Origin of the sequence: Saccharopolyspora elongata, assembly GCF_004348985.1 — a bacterium.
Taxonomy (GTDB): Bacteria; Actinomycetota; Actinomycetes; order Mycobacteriales; family Pseudonocardiaceae; genus Saccharopolyspora; species Saccharopolyspora elongata.
The window spans coordinates 15965-36329 of sequence record NZ_SMKW01000057.1; the positions used below are offsets into that span (position 1 = coordinate 15965).

The 20365-nt window shown below is 70.4% G+C and carries 17 protein-coding genes; 9 read left to right on the forward strand and 8 right to left on the reverse strand.

Features of this window, described 5'->3' with window-relative positions; genetic code table 11:
• Positions 1-67 precede the first annotated feature (67 nt).
• The gene (locus tag E1288_RS32240) at positions 68-1315 is read right to left on the reverse strand and encodes a neutral zinc metallopeptidase (RefSeq protein ID WP_235883950.1); all 1248 of its coding nucleotides are present in this window, start codon (positions 1313-1315) and stop codon (positions 68-70) included.
• A gap of 88 nt (positions 1316-1403) precedes the next feature.
• On the opposite strand from E1288_RS32240, the gene glgP reads away from it, so the two are divergent.
• A complete protein-coding gene (glgP, locus tag E1288_RS32245; RefSeq protein ID WP_132491987.1) occupies positions 1404-3959 on the forward strand; it encodes an alpha-glucan family phosphorylase in 2556 nt (851 codons plus the stop codon).
• 56 nt (positions 3960-4015) lie between these two features.
• Here the strand turns inward: glgP and E1288_RS32250 are convergent, their stop codons facing one another.
• Entirely contained in the window at positions 4016-5221 is a 1206-nt protein-coding gene (locus tag E1288_RS32250) for a Cmx/CmrA family chloramphenicol efflux MFS transporter (RefSeq protein WP_132491989.1), read from the reverse strand.
• 122 nt (positions 5222-5343) lie between these two features.
• Here E1288_RS32250 and E1288_RS32255 point away from each other — a divergent pair, with 122 nt between their 5' ends.
• From E1288_RS32255 to E1288_RS32265, 3 genes are read left to right on the forward strand one after another with little or no spacing between them, the layout of a single operon-like run.
• On the forward strand, positions 5344-5922 hold the full coding sequence (locus E1288_RS32255) for a TetR/AcrR family transcriptional regulator (RefSeq protein WP_132491991.1): 579 nt from the start codon (positions 5344-5346) through the stop codon (positions 5920-5922).
• Between the two features lie 37 nt (positions 5923-5959).
• Entirely contained in the window at positions 5960-6184 is a 225-nt protein-coding gene (locus E1288_RS32260; RefSeq protein WP_132491993.1) for a mycothiol transferase, read from the forward strand.
• Between the two features lie 52 nt (positions 6185-6236).
• Positions 6237-6809: a TetR family transcriptional regulator gene (locus tag E1288_RS32265; RefSeq protein ID WP_132491995.1), complete on the forward strand. Its 573-nt coding sequence runs from the start codon at positions 6237-6239 to the stop codon at positions 6807-6809.
• Between the two features lie 11 nt (positions 6810-6820).
• On the opposite strand, the gene E1288_RS32270 is transcribed toward E1288_RS32265, so the two are convergent.
• The gene (locus tag E1288_RS32270; RefSeq protein WP_132491997.1) at positions 6821-7759 is read right to left on the reverse strand and encodes a GlxA family transcriptional regulator; all 939 of its coding nucleotides are present in this window, start codon (positions 7757-7759) and stop codon (positions 6821-6823) included.
• Positions 7760-7847: 88 nt separating this feature from the next.
• Here E1288_RS32270 and E1288_RS32275 point away from each other — a divergent pair, with 88 nt between their 5' ends.
• Positions 7848-8780 (forward strand): NADP-dependent oxidoreductase, encoded by a 933-nt coding sequence (locus E1288_RS32275; protein WP_207954680.1) that lies wholly within the window; start codon positions 7848-7850, stop codon positions 8778-8780.
• A 16-nt stretch (positions 8781-8796) separates the two neighbouring features.
• Here the strand turns inward: E1288_RS32275 and E1288_RS32280 are convergent, their stop codons facing one another.
• From E1288_RS32280 to E1288_RS32290, 3 genes are all read right to left on the reverse strand, one after another.
• Complete coding sequence (locus E1288_RS32280; RefSeq protein ID WP_235883951.1) at positions 8797-9912, reverse strand: hypothetical protein; 1116 nt, start codon at positions 9910-9912, stop codon at positions 8797-8799.
• A gap of 352 nt (positions 9913-10264) precedes the next feature.
• Positions 10265-10690, reverse strand: coding sequence for a rhodanese-like domain-containing protein (locus E1288_RS32285; RefSeq protein ID WP_132492003.1), 426 nt, complete (start codon positions 10688-10690; stop codon positions 10265-10267).
• Positions 10687-11325: a cysteine dioxygenase gene (locus E1288_RS32290; RefSeq protein ID WP_132492005.1), complete on the reverse strand. Its 639-nt coding sequence runs from the start codon at positions 11323-11325 to the stop codon at positions 10687-10689. The genes E1288_RS32285 and E1288_RS32290 overlap by 4 nt, the downstream gene beginning before the upstream one ends.
• Positions 11326-11805: 480 nt before the next feature.
• Between E1288_RS32290 and E1288_RS32295 the strand changes: the two genes are divergently transcribed.
• The 3 genes from E1288_RS32295 to E1288_RS32305 all read left to right on the forward strand — a co-directional run bounded on the left by E1288_RS32295 (position 11806) and on the right by E1288_RS32305 (position 14769).
• Entirely contained in the window at positions 11806-12573 is a 768-nt protein-coding gene (locus E1288_RS32295) for an ABC transporter ATP-binding protein (RefSeq protein WP_132492057.1), read from the forward strand.
• Between the two features lie 138 nt (positions 12574-12711).
• The gene (locus E1288_RS32300) at positions 12712-13494 is read left to right on the forward strand and encodes an enoyl-CoA hydratase/isomerase family protein (RefSeq protein ID WP_132492007.1); all 783 of its coding nucleotides are present in this window, start codon (positions 12712-12714) and stop codon (positions 13492-13494) included.
• Positions 13495-13590: 96 nt separating this feature from the next.
• Entirely contained in the window at positions 13591-14769 is a 1179-nt protein-coding gene (locus E1288_RS32305; RefSeq protein WP_132492009.1) for a THUMP-like domain-containing protein, read from the forward strand.
• Positions 14770-14865: 96 nt separating this feature from the next.
• On the opposite strand, the gene E1288_RS32310 is transcribed toward E1288_RS32305, so the two are convergent.
• Both E1288_RS32310 and E1288_RS32315 read right to left on the reverse strand, forming a co-directional pair.
• Positions 14866-15603, reverse strand: a complete 738-nt coding sequence (locus E1288_RS32310) for a hypothetical protein (protein ID WP_132492011.1) — start codon at positions 15601-15603, stop codon at positions 14866-14868.
• Between the two features lie 204 nt (positions 15604-15807).
• Entirely contained in the window at positions 15808-17244 is a 1437-nt protein-coding gene (locus E1288_RS32315; RefSeq protein ID WP_132492013.1) for an MFS transporter, read from the reverse strand.
• A gap of 163 nt (positions 17245-17407) precedes the next feature.
• Here E1288_RS32315 and E1288_RS32320 point away from each other — a divergent pair, with 163 nt between their 5' ends.
• Positions 17408-20302, forward strand: coding sequence for a helix-turn-helix transcriptional regulator (locus E1288_RS32320; RefSeq protein ID WP_165968375.1), 2895 nt, complete (start codon positions 17408-17410; stop codon positions 20300-20302).
• Positions 20303-20365: the final 63 nt, after the last annotated feature.

Consider the following 20365-nt stretch of genomic DNA (forward strand, 5'->3'; position numbering starts at 1 on the left):
TGGGCTGGGCGGTGCGCCACCCGCCCGGGATCATCCGGGCGCGCGCCGACTACGACGCAGGTCCTGATCAGCAGGCCGCCGCGCCGCCGAGCGCGCCGGTGCGGAAGGCTTCGAGCCGGGCGAATCCGGTCAGCGAGTTCGTGCCCTGCGCGTCGCGGGCGACGTCGTCGGACTCGAGCACGACCGCAACGGCCTCGTCGAGGTCGCCTTGCGACAGACCCGGCTGCGTGACGGTGTATGCGCCGGTCAGGCACATGATCTGCGTGCTCGCGGTGGCTCCGGTGGTGGGGCGGCCGAGTTCGGTCAGCGCGGCGAGCGAGAAGCGGGAAGCGAGCAGCGTCGTGGCTGCTTGGTCGCCGATCTTGCGGTGCGGTTCGGTGATCGCCGCGCGATCGATGGAGATCGCGGACGGCTGCGCGCAGAACGTGGCAGGGCCGGTCGCTCCGGGACAGGCAGGCGTCGAACGGACCTGCGGCGCGGTCCAGCGCCCGCCGCGCTGGGCGACGAGATCACCGAAGTAGCCGGAAATCCGGTCGGCGCGCAGTGCTTCGTCCAGCGGTTTGTTCGCATCGTCCGGGTCCGGCGCTGCCAGCGATGTCCCCGTCACGTCGGCGCAGCGTCGCGCGCCGTCGCGAAAACCGCTCTGGAACGCCGAAACGCGGTCGAAGGCAGTGCCGTGCGCCGCAGTGCTGCTCGTGCTCGCCGGGTCGCGGAAGACGACGATCGCGCGCAATGCCCGGTCCAGCTGCTCCGGGTTGATGCGCAGGTGCTCGGCGTGGCCGTCGACGACCCAGCGGATGAACGAACCCGAGTAGCAGTCGGCCATCGCTTCGAGGCGCACCGAGGCGTCGTCGACATCCATCCCGGCGCGCTGCTGCACCGCGTGGCCGATCTCGTGCGCGAGAACCACTACGACCGATGCGTCGCCGTAGTGCTCCCGCAGCACCGGGAGCAGCGCTGCGCGGTCCCAGGCGATCGCATCGACGGTGGCGCAGTAGTACGCGTTGCCTTCGATGTCCTTCACATCGGTCGCGCACGGTGGCGGGGCACCGGTGCCGTTGGTGTCGACCGAGAAGAACCCGCCGTCCAGGTCCCGCCAGGGCTTGCCGAACACCGCCGGGTACTGCGCGGCCCAGAAGCGCTGCACGTCGGTGACCACCGTGGCCGCGAGCCGGTCGGCGTCGCCGTGGTCGGTGCCGTGCACGAACGCCGGATCGACCGTGTGATCGGCCACACGGGCGGGCTCGGGCGGTGCAGCCGTGCAACCGCCGGCGATCACCAAGATCACCAGCGCCACCAGTCCAATCGCGCGCACGACGCCAAGCTTCCCATCGGTCGCGGCCGCGGGCGGCGCTGGCACGTCCGCGGACGGGCCGCGGCGTGCCGAGATATGGTCCGCTGCTGTGAGAGCAGTCCACCGCTTCACCGTGCGAGCCCACCTGCCCGAGCAGCTGAGCGCGCTCGGCACGCTGGCGACCAACCTCCGCTGGGCCTGGCACCCGCCGACCCAGGACCTGTTCGCCGCGGTCGATCCGCAGGTGTGGTCCGCGGTGGGGGCGGACCCGCTGCGGCTGCTCGCCGAGGTGCCGGCCGAGCGGCTGCGGCAGCTGGCCGGCGACCAGGACTTCCTGGCGCGCACCCGGGCCGTCGACGACGACCTGCGCCGATACCTGGCGGTGCCGCGCTGGTACCAGCAGCGGCAGGACGAGGACGCCGGGCTGCCCACCTCGATCGCCTACTTCTCGATGGAGTTCGGCCTCACCGAGGCCCTGCCGAACTACTCCGGCGGCCTCGGGGTGCTGGCGGGCGACCACCTGAAGTCGGCCTCCGACCTCGGCGTGCCGATGATCGGCGTCGGGCTGCTGTACCGGTCCGGGTACTTCCGGCAGTCGCTGTCGGCGGAGGGCTGGCAGGTCGAGCACTACCCGGTGCTGGATCCGCGCGGCCTGCCGCTGGAGATGCTGACCGAGCCGTCCGGGAAGCCGGTCCAGGTGCGGGTCGCAATGCCCGCTGGGCGCACCCTGCACGCGCGGATCTGGAAGGCGCAGGTCGGCCGGGTGCCGCTGCTGCTGCTGGACAGCGACCTGCCGGAGAACGACGACGACGACCTGCGCAAGACCACCGACCGGCTCTACGGCGGCGACGCGGCGCACCGGATCCGGCAGGAGATCCTGGCCGGCATCGGCGGCATGCGCGCGGTCCGCGCCTACTGCGAGCTGACCGGCCACCCGCAACCCGAGGTGTTCCACACCAACGAGGGCCACGCCGGGTTCCTGGGCCTGGAGCGGGCCCGCGAGCTGCAGGAGGACCCGGGGCTGCAGTTCGACCAGGCGGTGGCCGCGGTGCGGGCCGGGACGGTGTTCACCACCCACACCCCGGTTCCGGCCGGGATCGACCGCTTCCCGGTGGATCTGGTCCGGCACTACTTCGGCGACGGCTCGGCGCAGGCCCTGCTGCCCGGCGTGCCCACGGATCGGGTGCTCGCGCTGGGAGCCGAGGACAACCCGGGCATGTTCAACATGGCCCACATGGGGCTGCGGCTCGCGCAACGCGCCAATGGCGTCTCCGAGCTGCACGGCGAGGTCATCCGCAAGATGTTCCGCAACCTGTGGCCGGGCTTCGGCGTCGCGGAGGTCCCGATCCGCTCGGTCACCAACGGGGTGCACGGCCCGACCTGGTCGGCGCGGGAACTCGGCAAGCTGATCGGCGAGTCCGAAATGGACAGCGGCGCCGGGTTGCGCGGCATCGAGCCGGTCAGCGACTCGCTGCTGTGGGAACTGCGCTGCTCGCTGCGCCAGCGGCTGGTCGACGAGGTGCGCAGGCGGCTGCGCACCGCGTGGCTGCGACGCGGCGCCTCGGACCTGGAACTCGGTTGGTGCGACACGGTTTTCGACCCGGACGTGCTCACGATCGGCTTCGCCCGCCGGGTGCCGACCTACAAGCGGGCCACGCTGATGCTGCGCGACACCGAGCGGCTGCGGGAGCTGCTGCTCGACGCGGAACGCCCGGTGCAGATCGTGGTCGCGGGGAAGTCGCACCCGGCGGACGAGGGCGGGAAGGCGATGATCCAGCGGATCGTGCGCTTCGCCGACCAGGCCGACGTGCGGCACCGCATCGTGTTCCTGCCGGACTACGACATGTCGCTGGCCAAGTACCTGGTGTCGGGTTGCGACGTGTGGCTGAACAACCCCGTGCGGCCGCTGGAGGCGTGTGGCACCTCGGGGATGAAGGCGGCGCTCAACGGCGGCCTGAACCTGTCGGTGCGGGACGGCTGGTGGGACGAGATGTTCGACGGCCACAACGGCTGGGCGATCCCGAACGCCGACGGCGTCAGCGACCCGAACCGGCGCGACGACCTGGAGTCCGCCGCCCTGTACGAGCTGATCTCCGACCACGTGGCCCCGATGTTCTACGAGCGCAACACCGACGGCGTGCCGGGCAAGTGGATGTCGATGGTGCGGCACACCCTGGCGACGCTGGGGCCGCGCGTGCAGGCGTCCCGGATGATCCGCGAGTACGTCGACAACCACTACACCCCGGCCGCCCGGTCGGTGCGGGCCGTGTCGGCGGACGACTACCGCGGGGCGCGGGAGATCGCGGACTACCGCGCCCGGCTGCAGGCGGCCTGGACCTGGGTGCGGATCAGCGACACCGAGATGTCCGTCGACGACGGCGGCACGCCGCTGCTCGGCGGGCAGGTCACGGTGCGGGCGCGGGTCGACCTGGCCGGGCTCGATCCGTCCGATGTGGACGTCGAGGTCGTCGTGGGGCGAGTGGACGACTCCGACGTGCTGCACGACTTCGTCACCGCGTCGATGCGGCCGGCGGAGGGCGGCCGCTACGAGGCGGCCGTGACCCTGCCGCACGCCGGCCCGGCGGGCTACACCGTCCGGGTCCTGCCCCGGCACCCGCTGCTGTCCGGCCCGGCCGAGCTGGGCAAGGTCGTCCTGGCCGGCTGACCCGTGAGCGTTTCGGGGCGCCATAGCACCCCGAAACGCTCACGGGTCGGCTCAGGTCACGCTTCTGCCCGGACCGGCACCGGGGTTTCGTCCACGCTGACGCCCGGCGCGTGCTGAGACCGGCGCTGCAGGTAGCCGGCCCACACCGCGGCCAGCAGGCCCGCCGCGCCGATCGCGGCGCCCACCCAGGCCACCGAGGCGAAGCCGAACCCGGCGCTGATGGCCATGCCGCCCAGCATCGGCGCGAGCGTGTTGCCGATGTTGAACGCCGAGGTGTTGACGGCTCCCACGAGCGTCGGGGCCCCGGGTGCGAGGGTGAACGCCCGCGACTGCAGGGCCGGGTTGGTGACGAACCCGCCGACGCCCAGGACGAAGACGAGGATGGTGGTGGTGATCGCGTTGCCCGCCGTGACGGCGAGGAGCGCGGAGGCGATCACCAGGGTGCCGAGGCCGACGAGGAGCGTGCCGACCGGGCGCGCCTGCGCGGTGCGCCCGCCGATCGTCATGCCGATCAGGCCGCCCAGCCCGAACAGCGCCAGCTCGGCGGGAACCCACGCCTCGGGCAGCCCGGTCACCTCGGTCAGCACCGGAGCGAGGTAGCTGAAGGTCACGATGACCGCGCCGAAGGCGAAGGTCGTGATCGCGTACGACAGCCACAGCTGGGGTCGGGCCATCGCGCGCAGTTCGGCTGCGGCGCTGCTGGGCTGCTCGGGCGAGGCCGCGTCGTGGATGGTGAACAGCGAGCACACCAGGCTCACCGCCGTGAGGACGGCGACGGCCCAGAACACCGCTCGCCAGCCGGCGAGCTGGCTGAGGACGGTGCCCGCCGGAACCCCGACGATGGTGGCGAGGGTCAGGCCGCCCGCGACGATCGCGACGGCCCGGCTCCTGGCGCCGGGCGGCACGAGGCTGACGGCGGCGGCCACCGCGACGCCCCAGAACCCCGCGTAGGACAGGGCGCTCACGATGCGGGTGGCCATCAGCACCCCGTAGCCGGGAGCCAGCGCGCCGACGATGTGCGCGGCGATGAAGACGCCTTGCAGCGCCACCAGCGCTTTCCGGCGCGGCCAGCGGATGGTCGCGATGGCCAGCAGCGGGGCGCCGACGACCATGCCGACGGCGAACGCGGAGATCAGCAGGCCCGCGTCCGGGATGGACACGCCGAGATCTGCGGCCATGCCGGGCAGCAGCCCCGAGAGCATGAACTCCGAGGTTCCCTGGGTGAAGATGCCCAGGCCGAGGATGTAGACGGCAAGGGGCATGGACGGTCCTCCAACGAGTCGGTGATCACTGCCGGGCCGACGCTAGCAATGTTTTGAAGCGGTCGATTCAAAATGTGACCGAGGTTTCGTTGCGATCGCTTCAAAACTGCTACGGTGGGGGCATGGCCCGGCCGAGGAAGTTCGACGACGCCCGCGTCCTCGACGCCGCGATGGACACGTTCTGGCGCAACGGGTACGAGGCGACGTCGACCCGGGACCTGAGCGACCGCACCGAACTGGGGCCGTCGAGCCTCTACAACGCGTTCGGCGACAAGCACCAGCTGTACCTGAAGTCGTTGCGCAAGTACTACGAGACCGCCACCGCGGAACAGGCCGCGGTGCTGCAAGGTCCGGGGCCGGTCAAGGACAGGGTGCGGGAACTGCTGGCCGACGCGATCGACGCCGACCTCTCCGGGACCGACCGGCCGGGCTGCTTCGCGATCAACGCGGCCATCGAGCGCGCGAGCTCGGACCCGGACGTCCGCGCCGAGGTGCGGCGGAACTTCGCGGCGGTCGAGGAAGCGCTGCGCGAAACCCTCGCGCACGGACAGCGCTCCGGCGAGATCGACCCGACGCGCGACGCGGAAACCCTGGCGCGCCAAGTGCTCAGCACGTACTACGGGCTGCGCGTCCTGGCCCGGGTCCAAGACGACCGCCAGGTGCTGATGAGCATCGTGGAGAACCTGCTGGACGGGCTCTGACCGCCAACATGTTGCCGGCCGGTTCGCCGATTTCGACGTGGATGCCGCCGATCCCGGCGAAGCGTTCGCGATCTGGCACCGGGAGTGCGTGCGATCCCGGGAGATCGTGTCCGCCGCCGAATCCCTCGACGCCACTTGTGAATACCGCGGCGAGGTCATCTCGTTCCGCGACATCCTGGCGCACATGATCGAGGAATACGCGCGGCACAACGGGCACGCCGATCTGCTGCGTGAACGCATCGACGGAACCACCGGCGAATAGCGGTTCGTTCGTTCGCAACCAGCCGGTCGGCTGCGGGAGTACTGTTCGAATTGTGTCCCGCAACGCGGAATCCACCAGAGCCCGGATCTTCGGGGCGGCGGTCACCGAATTCGCCGCCCACGGCATCGCCGGTGCCCGCGTCGACCGGATCGCCAAGCGGGCGCGGGCGAACAAGCAGCTGATCTACGCCTACTTCGGCAGCAAGGACGCGCTGTTCTCGGCGGTGCTGGAACGAACGATGGACGCACTGGCCGCCGAAGTCCCGATCGAGGGCGACGACCTGCCCGGCTATGCCGACCGGCTCGCCGCCTACCACCTCGCGAACCCCCACGTGCTGCGCCTGCTGCTGTGGGAATCCCTGGAGCGCGGCGATTCCGGCGTCGTCACCGGCTCCGAACGCTGGGCGCACTACCGCGAGAAGGTGGCCAGCGTCCGCCGCGCCCAGGAAAGCGGAACGGCCACCGGCGAATTCGACGCGGGGATGCTCGGATTGCTCTCGATCGGCATGGTCGGCTGGCCGCTGGCCGTGCCGCAGCTGCGCCGCATGATGCTCGGCGACGCGGAGCCGGCGGATCTCCGGGCGGCGGCCCGCAAAGCCGTCGAGCGCCTCGCCGAACCGCGCTGATCCCGCGGGCTTCAGGCGCCGGCGCGGAAGGTGCGGCGGTAGGTCAGCGGAGCGACGCCGATCGCGGTGTGCAGGTGCTGGCGCAGGGACGCGGCCGTGGCGAAACCGACCTGGGCGGCGATCTCCTCGATCGGCAGATCGGTGGATTCGAGCAGGTGGCGGGCCCTGGCGACGCGCTGCTGGATGAGCCACCGGCCGGGGCTGAGCCCCACCTCGTTGCGGAACCGGCGGGCGAACGTGCGACCGCTCATCCGGGCGTGCTCGGCGAGGTCGGCCAGCGTCAGCGGCAGGTGGAGGTTCGCGGCCGCCCAATCCCGGGTCGGCGCGGTGCCCAGCTCGGACGGTTCGGGGACCGGCTGCTCGATGTACTGCGCCTGGCCGCCATCCCGCCACGGCGGCACGACGCACCTCCGCGCCACCTGGTTGGCCACCTCGCTGCCGTGGTCGGAGCGCACGATGTGCAGGCACACGTCGACCCCGGAGGCCGCGCCCGCGGAGGTCAGCACGTCGCCGTCGTCGACGAAGAGCACGTCCGGGTCGAGGAGCACGTTCGGGAACATCCGCCGGAACGGCTCGACCAGGAACCAGTGCGTGGTCGCCGGACGGCCGTCGAGCAGCCCGGCCGCGGCCAGCACGAACGCGCCGGTGCAGATCGACACGATTCGGGTGCCGGGACGGATGAGCGCCAGCGCATCGGCCACCGGCTGCGGCAGTTCGGTGGTCACCTCGGTGAGGTCGTACGGCGGGATCACGACGGTGTCGGCGGTGCTCAGCACCTCCGGGCCGTGCTCGACCGAGATCGTGAAGTCGGCGTCGCTGCGCACCGGGCCACCGTCGGCGGTGCAGGTCAGCACCTCGTACCGGCTGCCGGCGCTGCCGAAGATCCGCTTGGGAATGCCCAGCTCGAACGGGTACACGCCGTCGAGCGCCAGGACCACGACCCGATGCATGGCACGATCCTATCGAATGTTGGCAATCAAGCCATTTCGTCGGGCTTGGCCGGGAGGCAGGCTGGAAGGCATGAGTGAAGCCAGCAAGATGCGCGCCATCAGCCAGGACGTCCTCGGCGGACCCGAGGTGCTCCAGGAGGTGCGGCTCGACCGGCCGGTTCCGGGCCCGGGCGAGGTGCTGATCCGGGTGCGCGCTGCCGGGCTCAACCCGACGGACTGGAAGCACCGGGCGTACAAGGTGTTCCTCGGCGAACCGCCGCTCGTCCTCGGCTGGGACGTCTCCGGCGTCGTCGAGGCCGTCGGGGTCGGCGTCACCCTGCACAAGCCGGGCGACGAGGTCTTCGGGATGCTGCCCTACCCGCACGGCGTCGGCTCCCACGCCGAGTACGTGACCGGCCCGGCCCGGGCCTTCGTCCCCAAGCCGTCCAATGTGGACCACGTGCAGGCGGGAGCCATCCCGCTCGCCGCGCTGACGGCCTGGCAGGCCCTGGTGGACACGGCCCGCCTGCAGCCGGGGCAGCGCGTCCTGATCCACGCGGCCGCAGGCGGAGTCGGGCACTTCGCCGTGCAGATCGCCAAGGCGCGCGGCGCGCACGTGATCGGGACGGCCAGCGCGGGCAAGCACGAGTTCCTGCGCGGCCTCGGCGCCGACGAGCTGATCGACTACCAGGAGGTCGATTTCGCGGACGTCGTCAGCGATGTCGACGTCGTGCTGGACCCGCTCGCAGGCGACACCCGCACCCGCTCACTGCGCACGCTCCGGCGCGGCGGCGTCCTCGTGTCGATCCTGCCGTTCGGGCGGGAAGAAGATGCTGCCGAAGCGGAGCGTCGCGGCGTGCGGGTGGAGCTGATGCTGGTCGAGGCGGACCAGGAGGGCATGCGCGCCATCGCCGAACTCGTCGAGTCGGGCCGGCTGCGCCCGGAAATCGCCGGGGTGTTCCCGCTGGCGGACGCGGCCAAGGCCCACGCCCTCGGCGAAACCGGCCGCACCACTGGGAAGCTGGTGCTCGAGGTGGCGTGATCCGTTCTGGATGGGATCACGCCACCGAAAGCCGCTGGCGGGTCTCGGCGACCCGGGGCGACCACGGTGCCAGCTCCTCAGCCTTGGCCAACGCGGCCCGCGCGGCGGCGTTGTCGTGGCAGGCCATGTGCGCGCGGGCGAGCGTGGCCAGATCGTCGGCGCGGGAGAGCGGGGAGTGGTTGTACTCGGCGCCGGTCGTGGCGAGGTGGACAGCGCGGTCCGCGTCGCCCTCGATCAGCGCGAGGAGTCCATTGGTGCCGCTCAGCTCGAACTCCGGGTAACCGAGCCGGATCGCGTCCTCGAGCGCCTTCTTGGCGGTCGGCAGCAGGGTTTCCGCAGGCAGCTGGCCGGCTTCCACCGCCTTGAACCCGAGTCCCGCCAGGCCCGCCAGCAGGTAGGGCATCTTGCGCGGCGGGATCTCGTCGCTGTTCGCCAGCAGCTTCAGCATCATCATGACCCCCGTTGCGTAATCGCCGCGCGACTCCAGCACGGAGATCTGGCACGTGACCGTTCCGTTCAGACCCGGATACTGCGCGGCGAGTTCATCGGCGTGCTCCTGCGCGCGATCGATGTCGCCCTTGCGCAGGGCCTCGTACGCACGAGCGGCAAGCGGTGCGGACAGGAAGTCGGAGCGTTCGGGATCCTTCAGGCGAGGAAGCGAGAAGAGCAACCAACCGGTCGACGTGGTCAGCGGAACCCGCATCGGCCACAACTTGTAGAGCATCAACGGCGTTGCGGCGAGCACGAAGCCGCGCCCGAACGGGCCGTCGGCGAGCAGCCAGCCCGCCACGACCACCGCGACACCCACCAGCGCCGACAGCAGTCCGGCCAACCAGCAGCGCAAGATCACCGGCGAACGCCACGGGCCGATCTGAGCCCGCAGCGTGATGGGCAAGGAGCGGATCGTGAAGGTCACGTGGCCAAGCCGCCACGACGCGACCTCCCGCATCGCGCCGAAGATCACCTGCCGGACCCGCAGCCCGAAAACCACCGAACCCAAGAGCAAACCCAGCTGCGTCGCCATCGGAAGCAAGGCCACCCCGACCAGGGCGCCGAGCCAACCGATGGCCGCCCCGGCCGGCCCGCTGCCGGCGATCAGCTCCACGGCCGCCACGGCGACGGCACCCGCCACGGCGGCTATGACCCAAGGGCGGAACAAAAGACTCTGAGCTCGCACAAGGACGAAAGCGTACGGGACCGGGCCGCCGCCGATACCCGCTTTCGACCAGGCGCACGACCACCACCGCCGGCGCCAGCACCGGGCGCAAGCATGGGAACTTTCCTGTCACCGACCGCGGACGCGGTGCGAGCATGGGAACTTTCCTGTCAAACCAGCGCGGCGGGGATCGCCCGGACCGGAGCGCGAGGATGGGAACTTTCCTGTCAACGGCGGCGCCTTCGAGCTGGTTGGTCGTGGCGTGAGCAAGGGAACCTTCCTGCCACAGGTGGCAGGAAGGTTCCCTTGCTCGCAGTTGGTCGGAGTGTCAGACGTTGGTGGTGACCGGGAGGCCGGCCGCCTTCCAGGCCCGGAAACCGCCCGCCAGGTCCGTCGCCTTGGTCAGGCCGAGCCCCTTCGCCTGGGCGGCCGCGAGGCTGGAGGCGTAGCCCTCGTTGCACACCAGGACCACTGGGCGGTCGGGGTGCAGGCCGTCCAGCCGGTGGCCGCCGGCCGGGTCCAGTCGCCACTCCAGCACGATCCGCTCCACCGTCAGCGAGCCCGGGATCTCGCCTTCGGTGAGACGGTCGGACTGCGGCCTGATGTCGATGATCAGGCCGCCGTCCTGCTGCAACGCGAACGCCTCCCGCGGGGAGACGCGGGTGAGCTTCGCGCGCGACTCGGCCAGCAGGTGGTCGATGCCGTACGGGCCGGCTGTGATGCTGGCCTGGCGCTGGATCGGGATCTCGCTCATCCGAGCTCCTTCGGCTGCGGGGCGGGCGGCTGCGGCGCGTGGATCCGCTGCGGCGGGACCGGCGGCACTTCGGCCAGATCCGAGTAGTAGCGGACCGGCAGCAGCGGCGGCGAGTACGCGTGCACGCTCGCCGAGTTCACCGAGCTGACGTTGCGGACCTGGTGGGCGCGCCCACTGCCGAAGCCGACGCCCGAGCCGACGTCGTGGTGCACGGTGCGCACCGGGCCCGCGGGATAGCGGTAGTCCTCCCGGAGCGCGCCGAACAGCACGGAGAACGAGCCGGACGCACCGCCGTGGTCGTGCGGCTCTGTGCCCTGCCCCGGCGCCCACGACAGCAGCCACAGCTCGACGCCCGCGGTCAGGCCGAGCTTGGCCCACCAGCGTTGTCGGTCGTCGACCCGGACGATGTCGAGCAGCGGGCCGGTCAGTTCGGACGTGACCAGGCTGGTGAGGTCGCGCAGTTCGCGTGGGCTCCACAGCAGGTGGTCGGGGCGGATCAGGTCGTGCAGCAGCGGCAGGTCGAGGCCGGGGTGCAGCTCGACCGCGCCGGGCGCGGGAACCGGCTCGGTCGGGGTGTATTCGGAAGCGGGGGCGGTCGGGTTGTCGTTGGACGGATGCTGTCGCACAGCGCTCATGCGTGTCTCCAAGTTCGTGTCTTGCAAATGAGCACGGCACGACACGCACGCCCCGCTATGGGGCGTGATTCGGTGGATTGATTCGTCGGGCCGCGCGATGAGCCTGGAAGGCGGTAGCAGAACCGCTTCAGCGACAGGCGGAGGTGACGACCAGGAACAGGTCGATCACGCGATCGCGGGTAAGAAACGAATCGGACACGCTTGCGATCGTGGCACGGCCGCGGGGATCGTGCCAGCACGATCGCGGTCGTCCCGGTATCTGGGCACCCGGCGCGCGCTCGCGCGGCCGGGATCTGCCGACCGGGCGAGCACAGGATGCGCCCGGCCGCAACTGCTGACGGAGCAGACGGAACAATGGGGCTCCGGAGGGGCCTGCCGGAATCTGCGGCGGTCCGGACGGAGACGAACCGCCTGCGCGTCGCCCGCGGCGCCGCGGTCGGTCACGGCTGGGAGGTAGACGTGGACGACCTGGTCATCCGGATGGATGGCGTCGGTGTTCGGCGAGGCACGACGACGCTGGTGGCCGACGTGAACTGGTCGGTCGAGCTCGACGAGCGCTGGGTGGTGCTGGGGCCCAACGGCGCGGGCAAGACGACGCTGCTGAAGATGGCCAGCACCGAGATGCACCCGAGCGAGGGCAGCGTCGACGTGCTCGGCGAACGGCTCGGCAAGACCAACGTGTTCGACCTCCGTCCCCGCATCGGCCTGTGCTCGGCTGCGCTGGCGGCCCGCATCCCCGGCGACGAGCTGGTTCGCGACGTCGTGGTCAGCGCCGGATATTCGGTCGTCGGCCGGTGGCGCGAGGAGTACGACGCGATGGACACCGACCGGGCGGCCGAGCTGCTCGACCTGCTCGGCGTGGCGCACCTCGCAGAGCGCGAGTACGCGACGTTGTCCGAAGGGGAGCGCAAGCGCACCACCATCGCGCGTGCTCTGATGACCGACCCCGAGCTGCTGCTTCTCGACGAGCCGGCCGCGGGGCTGGACCTCGGCGGCCGGGAGGATCTGGTGGCGCGGCTGTCCGCGCTGGCCATGGATCCGGACGCGCCCGCGTCCGTGCTGGTCACCCACCACGTCGAAGAGATCCCGCCGGGCTTCACGCACGGCCTGCTGCTGCGCGACGGCGGCATCGTCGCGCAGGGACTGCTCGAAGACGTGCTCACCGAGGACAACCTGTCGAAGACCTTCGACCAGGACCTGGAGCTGCAGCGCAGCGGCGCCCGTTACTTCGCCCGGCGGCGCGGCTGAGTTCAGGGCAGGAGGCGCCGCTGTGGGATCGGGCGGCGTTCCGGGTCGAGCGGATGCTGAGATCCGTGACACAGCAGCCGTGGGGCGGCGCGCGATAGCCTGCCCGGCGAGGTGGCGGTTCGACGAGGAGGTTGCTGCGTGGGCGAGTTCGTCAGGCTTGAGGTGGACGGCGCGATCGGGACGATCCGGTTGGATCGGCCGCCGATGAACGCCTTGAACCGGCAGATCGAGGTCGAGCTGCGGGAAACGGCGATCGAGGCCGCCGAGCGCTCCGATGTTCGCGCCGTGATCGTCTACGGCGGCGAGAAGGTCTTCGCGGCGGGCGCGGACATCAAGGAAATGGCCGACATGTCCTACACCGACATGGCGCGCAAGGAGGAGCGCGGCCTGTCGGACGCGATGAGCCAGGTCGCCGCCATCCCGAAGCCGACCGTGGCAGCCCTCACCGGGTACGCCCTCGGCGGCGGCTTCGAGCTGGCGCTGAGCTGCGACCGGCGCATCGCCGGGGAGAACGTCAAGGTCGGCCAGCCGGAGATCCTGCTGGGCGTCATCCCCGGCGCCGGCGGCACGCAGCGGCTCGCTCGCCTGATCGGGCCCAGCAAGGCCAAGGACATCATCTACACCGGGCGTTTCGTCGACGCCCAGGAAGCGCTTTCGCTGGGCATGATCGATGAGGTCGTCGCGCGCGACGAGGTGTACGCGGCGGCACGCCGCTGGGCCGAGCAGTTCACCGGCGGCGCGGCCCGTGCGCTGGCCGCGGCGAAGGCCGCGATCGACGGCGGGCTGGACGTCGACCTGGACACCGGGCTGAAGCTGGAGACCCACCTGTTCGCGGGCACCTTCGCCACCGAGGACCAGAAGATCGGCATGCGCTCGTTCGTCGAGAATGGTCCCGGCAAGGCGAAGTTCACCGGGAACTAGGCCCGGACGGAACGAATCGTGACAGCCCACCCCACCAGTCCGCCCTGCGCTTCCGTTGCCGGAGCGCGGTCCCGGCGACGGCGTTGAGGAGTTCTGGTGGGGTACGGCTTCGATCTCGATGATGTTGCGTTCCTGCGCTCGGCGGCCGGACGGGACGCCGTCGCCGAGCTTTCCGAGCTCGGGCTGACCAATTCGACGCGGCTCAACGACGTCGCCGCCGCCCGCAAGCTCGTCGGCGAGCGATTCGCGGCGGCCGCGCTGGAGACGGCCGTGCTGCGGCGCAAGGCGGAGTCCAAATTGGACGACCCCGCCGGCTGGTTGTTCACCGATCCGGCGCTGCAGCAGGCGACGGCGAGCGTGGTGGCGCGGCATCGCGCGCAACGGCTTGCCGGGCGCGACGTGCACGACGTGACCTGCTCCATCGGCGCGGATCTGGCCGCGTTGGCCGCCGTCGCCCGCCGCTGCGTGGGCTCCGATCTCGATCGAGTCCGGTTGGCCATGGCCCAGCACAACCTCGCGGTTGCCGGGCGGTCGGTGGCGCTCGTGGAAGCCGATGCGCTGCGCCCGGTGACCCGCGGCACGGCCGTGGTCGCGGACCCGGCGCGCCGGGACGACGCCGGCCGGCGTCGCTGGAACCCAGCGGATCTCGTTCCTCCGCTGGACGACCTGCTCGACGTCTACGCCGGCCGCGATCTCGTGGTGAAATGCGCCCCGGGGCTGGATTTCGCGGCGGTCCCGGACACCGCCGAGGCCGAGGTGGTGTCGCTGGCCGGGCAGGTTCGGGAGGCCGCGTTGTGGTTCGGCGGGCTGGCGGACCCGCAGGTTCGGCGCCGGGCGACGGTGCTGCGGCCGGACGGCACCGGTTGGACGATCACCGACGCCGAGCCGGACGACTGCCCGGCAGTCGAGGTCCGGCAGTGGATCGTGGACCCGGACGGCGCCGTGGTGCGCGCCGGGCTCGTCCGGCACTACGCCGCGCGGCACGGGCTCGCCCAGCTCGACCCGCACATCGCCTACCTGACCGGCGACGAACCGCCCCCGGGCGTCCGTGCCTTCCGGGTCTTCGAGCACTGCCGCTACCACGAGAAGTCGCTGCGCGCCCTGCTGCGCAGGCACGAAGTGGGCAGGCTGGAGATCCTGGTCCGCGGCGTCGATGTGGATCCGGATGCGCTGCGCCGCCGCCTCAAGCTCAAGGGCTCGCAGGAAGCCACCGTGGTGCTGACCAGGGTCGGCGACACCGCGATGGCGTACGTGTGCCACGCCGAGCGCACCTGATGCCTGTCGGCGGAAGTGCATGAACACTTCGCGGCCGGGTGCGGTCGGTACCAGTAGCGGCACACCACTGCTGATACCGACCGCGAAACGGCAGCGTCAGCCGATCGGCTGCGATCGGAGGCTCGCCGCACGCCGCGACATGACTCGGGCGATGACGATCATCCAGACGTCGAGGACGAACACGGTGATCACGAAGAGTTCGATCGGCAGGACATCGAGTCCGACGAAGTTCGTCGTTCCGGCGATGAAGGAAACCGCACCGGCCGCCGCAGCGATCCAGCCGAGCCACGACGGGTAGTTCGTGCTGAGTACGATCGCGATGCCGAACAGGATGAACGGAAGCCCGAGCAGCAACGTAACGTAAAGCGGGAACATCGCGTTGGTGGCCATGGTGAGCACGGTGCCGCGTTCGAGGTGAACCGCCTGCTCCGCACCAGAGGATGCCGCCCATGCATCGGCAACCTGTTCCAGTGCCGGCCCGTCGATGTTGTAGTGCCACAACAGGACTCCCATGCCCAACATGGCACAGCCCAGACCCAAACGGCCCAGCACCCACGCCCCGCTGCGCTTCAGCGACTGGGCGAGGCCGGTCAATGCGACGATCCAGAGCAGGAAGCAGAAGACGATCGCCATGTGGTGCAGTGCCCACGGCCGCCGAGCGATGTAGGTGAGCAGCGATTCGGTCGTCTCATCGGGAAGGTTGCCGTGCAGAAGGAAGGCCACCAGATAACCGACCGTCCCCACCACCGCGCACACTGCGCCGAATCGGAGGAATGTCACTTCCCTCGCTCGTACCTCCGTTGCCAGCTGATTCTCGGTTGCAAGGTTGGTCATGCTGCTCTCATTTCCTCATTCTGATCCCCGGCTCGTTCGATGCCGGGTAGGAATCGGACAGGTGTCCGCTGTGGACATCGGGGCGGCCCGTCCGCGTCGCTGACGGCTGGCCGTACTTCCCTTCCACGCCGGGGAGTGCCGGGTTCGGGTCTGGCCAGGTGGATGGGGCAACCGCGATCTCCTCTGGAACCGGGCCCACCGAGATCAGCGGCCCGTCGGGTGCGCGCTTGCCGGAAGGCCACGGCTGAGCACGAACCCCAGGGCGAACGCGGCGACCGGATACCAGAGCGCCCACTGCGTCGCCGTGTCGAAATCGCCCGTGTGGCCAAGGAACGTGGTGAACAGGGCACCGACGATTGCGACCCCCGCCGACCCGGCGACCTGGATCACGGTGTTCGTGACGCCGGATGCCGCGCCCGCCGCGTTCGGCGGCACCGAAGACAGCACCATGTCGACCAAGATCGGCGCCACCAGCCCGAAGCCAACGCCGCCGGTGAACAACGCGGGCACCAGATCCCAGCCGCCGATGTCGCCCCCGGCCACGCCGATCGTCGCGTTCAGCGCCACCATCGCCGCCGTGAGCAGCAGCGCGCCGATCGAGATCAACGCGCGGCCCTTCCTCGCAACGAACCGCACGGCAACGCCGGATGTGGTGGCCAGGCCGATCGGCCACGCGGTGAAGATCAGCCCGACGTCCAGTGCGGAGAATCCGTGCCCGATCTGCAGCTGGAGGGTCAGGACCATGAAGAACGAGGCGACCGCGGAGAACATGACCAGGGCCGCGATCAGCCCTGCAACGAACGAACGACTGCCGAAAAGTGACAACGGGACGAGTGGATCGCCCACCCGTTCGCGCGACGCCTGGTATCGGACGAAGTACACGAGGACCGGCGCCGATGCCGCCATCATCAGCCACGCCCAAGCGGGCCAGCCGCTTTCTGGGCCCTGGATCAGGGGGTGAAGCAGCAGCAACAATCCGGCGGTCACCACCGCAACCCCCGGGAGGTCCAGCCTCGGTCGGTCGGCCGAGCGTGATTCCCTCATCAGCACGGCCCCCGCCACCAGCGAGAACAGCCCAACAGGCAGGTTGATCCAGAAAACTGAGCGCCATTCGAGGCCGAGGACGTTGCTGCCGACGAGCATTCCGCCTACGACCGGGGCCGCTGCCGCCGCCAGCCCGGTGACCGCTCCGTAGAGCCCGAACGCCTTGGGGCGCTCCGCCGGTGAGAAGCCGACCTGGATGGTCGCCAGGACCTGCGGCACCATCATCGCGGCCCCAGCACCTTGAACGACTCGGGCAGCGATGAGAGCGCCGATGTCCGGCGCCACCGCGCACAGCGCCGAGGCGGCGGTGAAGACCGCGACGCCCGCCAGGAACATCCGTTTGCGTCCGACGATGTCACCGAGGCGGCCGCCGGTGATCAGTCCCAGGCCGAGCGCGAGCGAGTACGCCGCGATCACCCACTGGGTGCTCGAATAGCCCGCCTTCAGATCCAGTTGCATAGCGGGCGCGGCGATCAGCACGATCGTGGTGTCGACCAGGTCCATGAACACAGCCAGCAATGCGACCCCGAGCGCGGCCCACCGGCGTGGATCGGGCGTCGCCGCCGAATGCGAGTCCGCACTCCGTGCTGCGGTCATATGCCCGATCCCTTCCGCGAAGCGCGACTTCCGACAGCCACGAGAATTGCGGTAAGGCGGCAGGCGTCGCCTCCGACAGATGCCCTATCAACCTCCTTAGATCGGTTCCGGCCCTCTTGGAACTGGCCGATCATGTGCTGGCGGAACTGCGTATGCTCGCCCGGTGGGGAAGGGCAAGTTCGTCGGTCGGCTACGCGAGCTGGCGATTCTCGACAACGCGCTGCGCACGGCGGGCACCGGGGAAGCGCAGTTCGTGGTGCTCAGCGGCGATGCGGGCACGGGAAAAACGCGACTGCTCGAGCACTTCGCTGCTCGGGCGGAGCAGGCCGGAGCCCGCGTGCTCCGCAGCGCGTGCATCGAACTGGGCGCAGAAGGCCTGCCCCTCGCGCCGGTGACCGCTGTCTTGCGCGCGTTGGTCGACGACGCGGGACCGGAGTCGGTCACCGATCTGCTGCCCGGAGCGGGCGCTCTCCTCCGACTGTTGCCTGAGCTCGGAGTGCCCAGCCACGGGCACGACAGCCAGGCACACCTGTTCGACCTCTTCGGCGCATTGCTCCGGAGGCTCGGCCGCGACGATGTCGTCGTGCTGGCGATCGATGATCTCCAGTGGGCGGACCGATCGACCCGGGAGTTGCTCGGGTTGTTGGTTCGCACCCTGCGCGCATCCCGGGTCCTGATTGCAGCGGCATACCGTTCCGAGGACGTCGGGCACGGCCACCCGCTGCGCCCGTTCCTCGCGGAGCTCGAACTCCTGCCTGCGGTGCACCGATTCGAAGTGGGGCGGTTCTCGCGGGCCGAGACGAGTGAACTCATCGAGGTGGTGCTCGGCGCCGCGCCGTCGCAGTCGGTGCTGGACCAGGTGTTCCGGCGGTCCGGCGGAAATGCCTTCTTCGCGCGGGCCCTGGCATCGGCCCCGGCGGGCGATGCAGTGCCTGAGTCGCTGCGAGACGTGCTGGTTCATCGAATCGAGCGGCTTCGTCCGCCTGCGGACCGCGTAGTCCGGCTGGCTGCGATCGGCGGCCAGCACGTTTCGCACGCTCTTCTCGCCGCGGTCGCCGACATTGAAGAGGGCGATTTGCTGGCTGCGGTGCGCGTTGCAGCCAAGGCGAGTGTCCTGCGAGTGGATCCGCGGGGGTACGCCTTCGGCCACAGATTGCTGCGCGAGGCGGTCGTTGACGACCTGCTTCCCGCAGAACGCGCCCGCCTACACCTCGCCTACGCCGAGGCCCTGGGGCGCACACCGGACCTCGTGCCGCAGGACCGGCTCGCCGCACAGACCGCGTTCCACTGGTACGAGGCGGGGAAAGCGGCGGAGGCCCTGCCCGCGCTGTTGCGCGCAGCGAGCGAGGCCGAGCGCATTTACGCGCACGCAGAGCAGGTGCAGATGCTCGACCGAGCTTTGCGGCTACCGGAATCGGTACCCGTCGTCGATCGGCTCCCGCTGTTCGAGAAAGCGATCGCGGCAGCGACCTGGGGAGGCGAGTACTTCAAGGCGCTGGACCTCATCGATCGCGCCCTTGCCGAAACGGACCGGACGCGCGAGCCTGCGGGTACCGCGATGTTGTTCGCCCACCGGGGCATGATCATGCACAACCTGAACCGCGATGGCTCGCTGGCGGCGGTAGGGGAGGCATTGGAGATCCTTCCCCGCGATCGATCCGTCGCCCGTGCTCGCGTTCTTGTGCTGGCCGGTGCGGTGCTCGCCGGGCAGGGCCGGCATGAACACGCCCATGAGCTGGTCGAAGAGGCTGCAAGCATCGCGGGTGAACACGGTGCTGCGGAACTCGAAGCGAACGCTCGCGTCACCCTGGGCCGGGTGCTCAATCAGGCCGGACGATACGAGGAGGGCATGGCCGCGCTGCGATCCGCTCGCGAGCTCGTCGCTGAGGACAGCGATCCCCTGCTCCTGGTTCGCGTGCACCTGAACCTCGCCGTTGCGGGGCGGTCCCTCGGTGATCACGAAGCGGTCATCGATGCGGCGCGTGCCGGTCTCGGCGAGGATGCGGCCGGCGTCGGCCGCACCTTGGGGATGCAACTGGCCGCCTGCCTCGGCGCCGCGCTTTTCGCAGTTGGCAGGTGGGACGAGGCGGACGAGGTGTGTCGGCGGTCCATAGCGTTGGACCCGGCGGGCGTCCGAGGCGCTCCGCTGCATCTTCAACGGGCCGAGATCGCGCTCGCGCGTGGAGCGGACGACCGGGCCCGTTCGGAACTGTCCTTGGCGCGAACGTTGCTCGATCAGCCGTCGCAGACGCCGAACCTGTCGGTGGCGCGGCTCGAAGCGGAGCTGGCGCTGTCGGACGAACGGGTCGACGACGCGCGCGAGGTGGTTGTCGCATCGCTGCGGGGTGACCCCGGTTCCGCCCCGCCAGATGTCTGGCCGCTTCTCACCACTGCGGCCCGGGTCGACGCGCGCATTACGATGCGCGCGCGTATGAAGCCGGTGCCCGACCCGGACGCGACGGTGGCCGACCTCGTGCGGAGCGCGGTCACCCGCCTGCCTGCCGACACGCCGTTGTTTTCGGCATTCGCCGACCAGGTCGCGGCCGAACTCGGCGAGCCCACGTCGTGGACCCGCGTGGCCATGGCCTGGGACGAGCTCGGCTCGGCGCAACCTGCGGCCTACGCACGAATGAGAGCGGCCGAAACCGCCCTGCGGTCGGGTGACGTCGCAACGGCGGGGCAGCTGTTGTGCACCGCGGAAAAGCAGGCTCTCCAGTTGGGCGCGATGCCGTTGCTGGAAGAGGTGCGCACGCTCGCCCGTAGCGCACGGATCAAACTCGGGAGAGACGCGGACGCCCCGACGTCGGCGACCGCTCTCGAACGTATTGGTCTTACCGAGCGGGAGACCGAAGTGCTGCGGCTGGTCACCATCGGTCGGTCGAACCGGCAGATCGGCGAGGAGCTGTTCATCAGTCCCAAGACGGTCAGCGTCCACGTCACCCACCTGCTGGAGAAGCTCGGTGTCGCCAACCGCGGTGAGGCCGCCGCAGCCGCTCACCGGCTCCGGCTCTTCAACCATGAGCAGGGCGTCGAATACTCCGGCCGAAGTCCGGGGTGAATCGGCTCCGGCCCACTCGACGGGTGAAGCGCCCGAGTGCGCTAGGTCACTCGAGTATCCCGT

Excerpts from the sequence above, each read along its gene's own strand:
- E1288_RS32255 (WP_132491991.1), top strand. The coding sequence starts at position 5,344 with ATGGCCCGGCCGAGGAAGTTCGACGACGCCCGCGTCCTCGACGCCGCG.
- E1288_RS32270 (WP_132491997.1), bottom strand. The coding sequence starts at position 7,759 with ATGCATCGGGTCGTGGTCCTGGCGCTCGACGGCGTGTACCCGTTCGAG.
- E1288_RS32250 (WP_132491989.1), bottom strand. The coding sequence starts at position 5,221 with ATGCCCCTTGCCGTCTACATCCTCGGCCTGGGCATCTTCACCCAGGGA.
- E1288_RS32315 (WP_132492013.1), bottom strand. The coding sequence starts at position 17,244 with ATGACCGCAGCACGGAGTGCGGACTCGCATTCGGCGGCGACGCCCGAT.
- E1288_RS32310 (WP_132492011.1), bottom strand. The coding sequence starts at position 15,603 with ATGACCAACCTTGCAACCGAGAATCAGCTGGCAACGGAGGTACGAGCG.
- E1288_RS32275 (WP_207954680.1), top strand. The coding sequence starts at position 7,848 with ATGCGCGCCATCAGCCAGGACGTCCTCGGCGGACCCGAGGTGCTCCAG.
- E1288_RS32295 (WP_132492057.1), top strand. The coding sequence starts at position 11,806 with ATGGATGGCGTCGGTGTTCGGCGAGGCACGACGACGCTGGTGGCCGAC.
- E1288_RS32290 (WP_132492005.1), bottom strand. The coding sequence starts at position 11,325 with ATGAGCGCTGTGCGACAGCATCCGTCCAACGACAACCCGACCGCCCCC.
- E1288_RS32285 (WP_132492003.1), bottom strand. The coding sequence starts at position 10,690 with ATGAGCGAGATCCCGATCCAGCGCCAGGCCAGCATCACAGCCGGCCCG.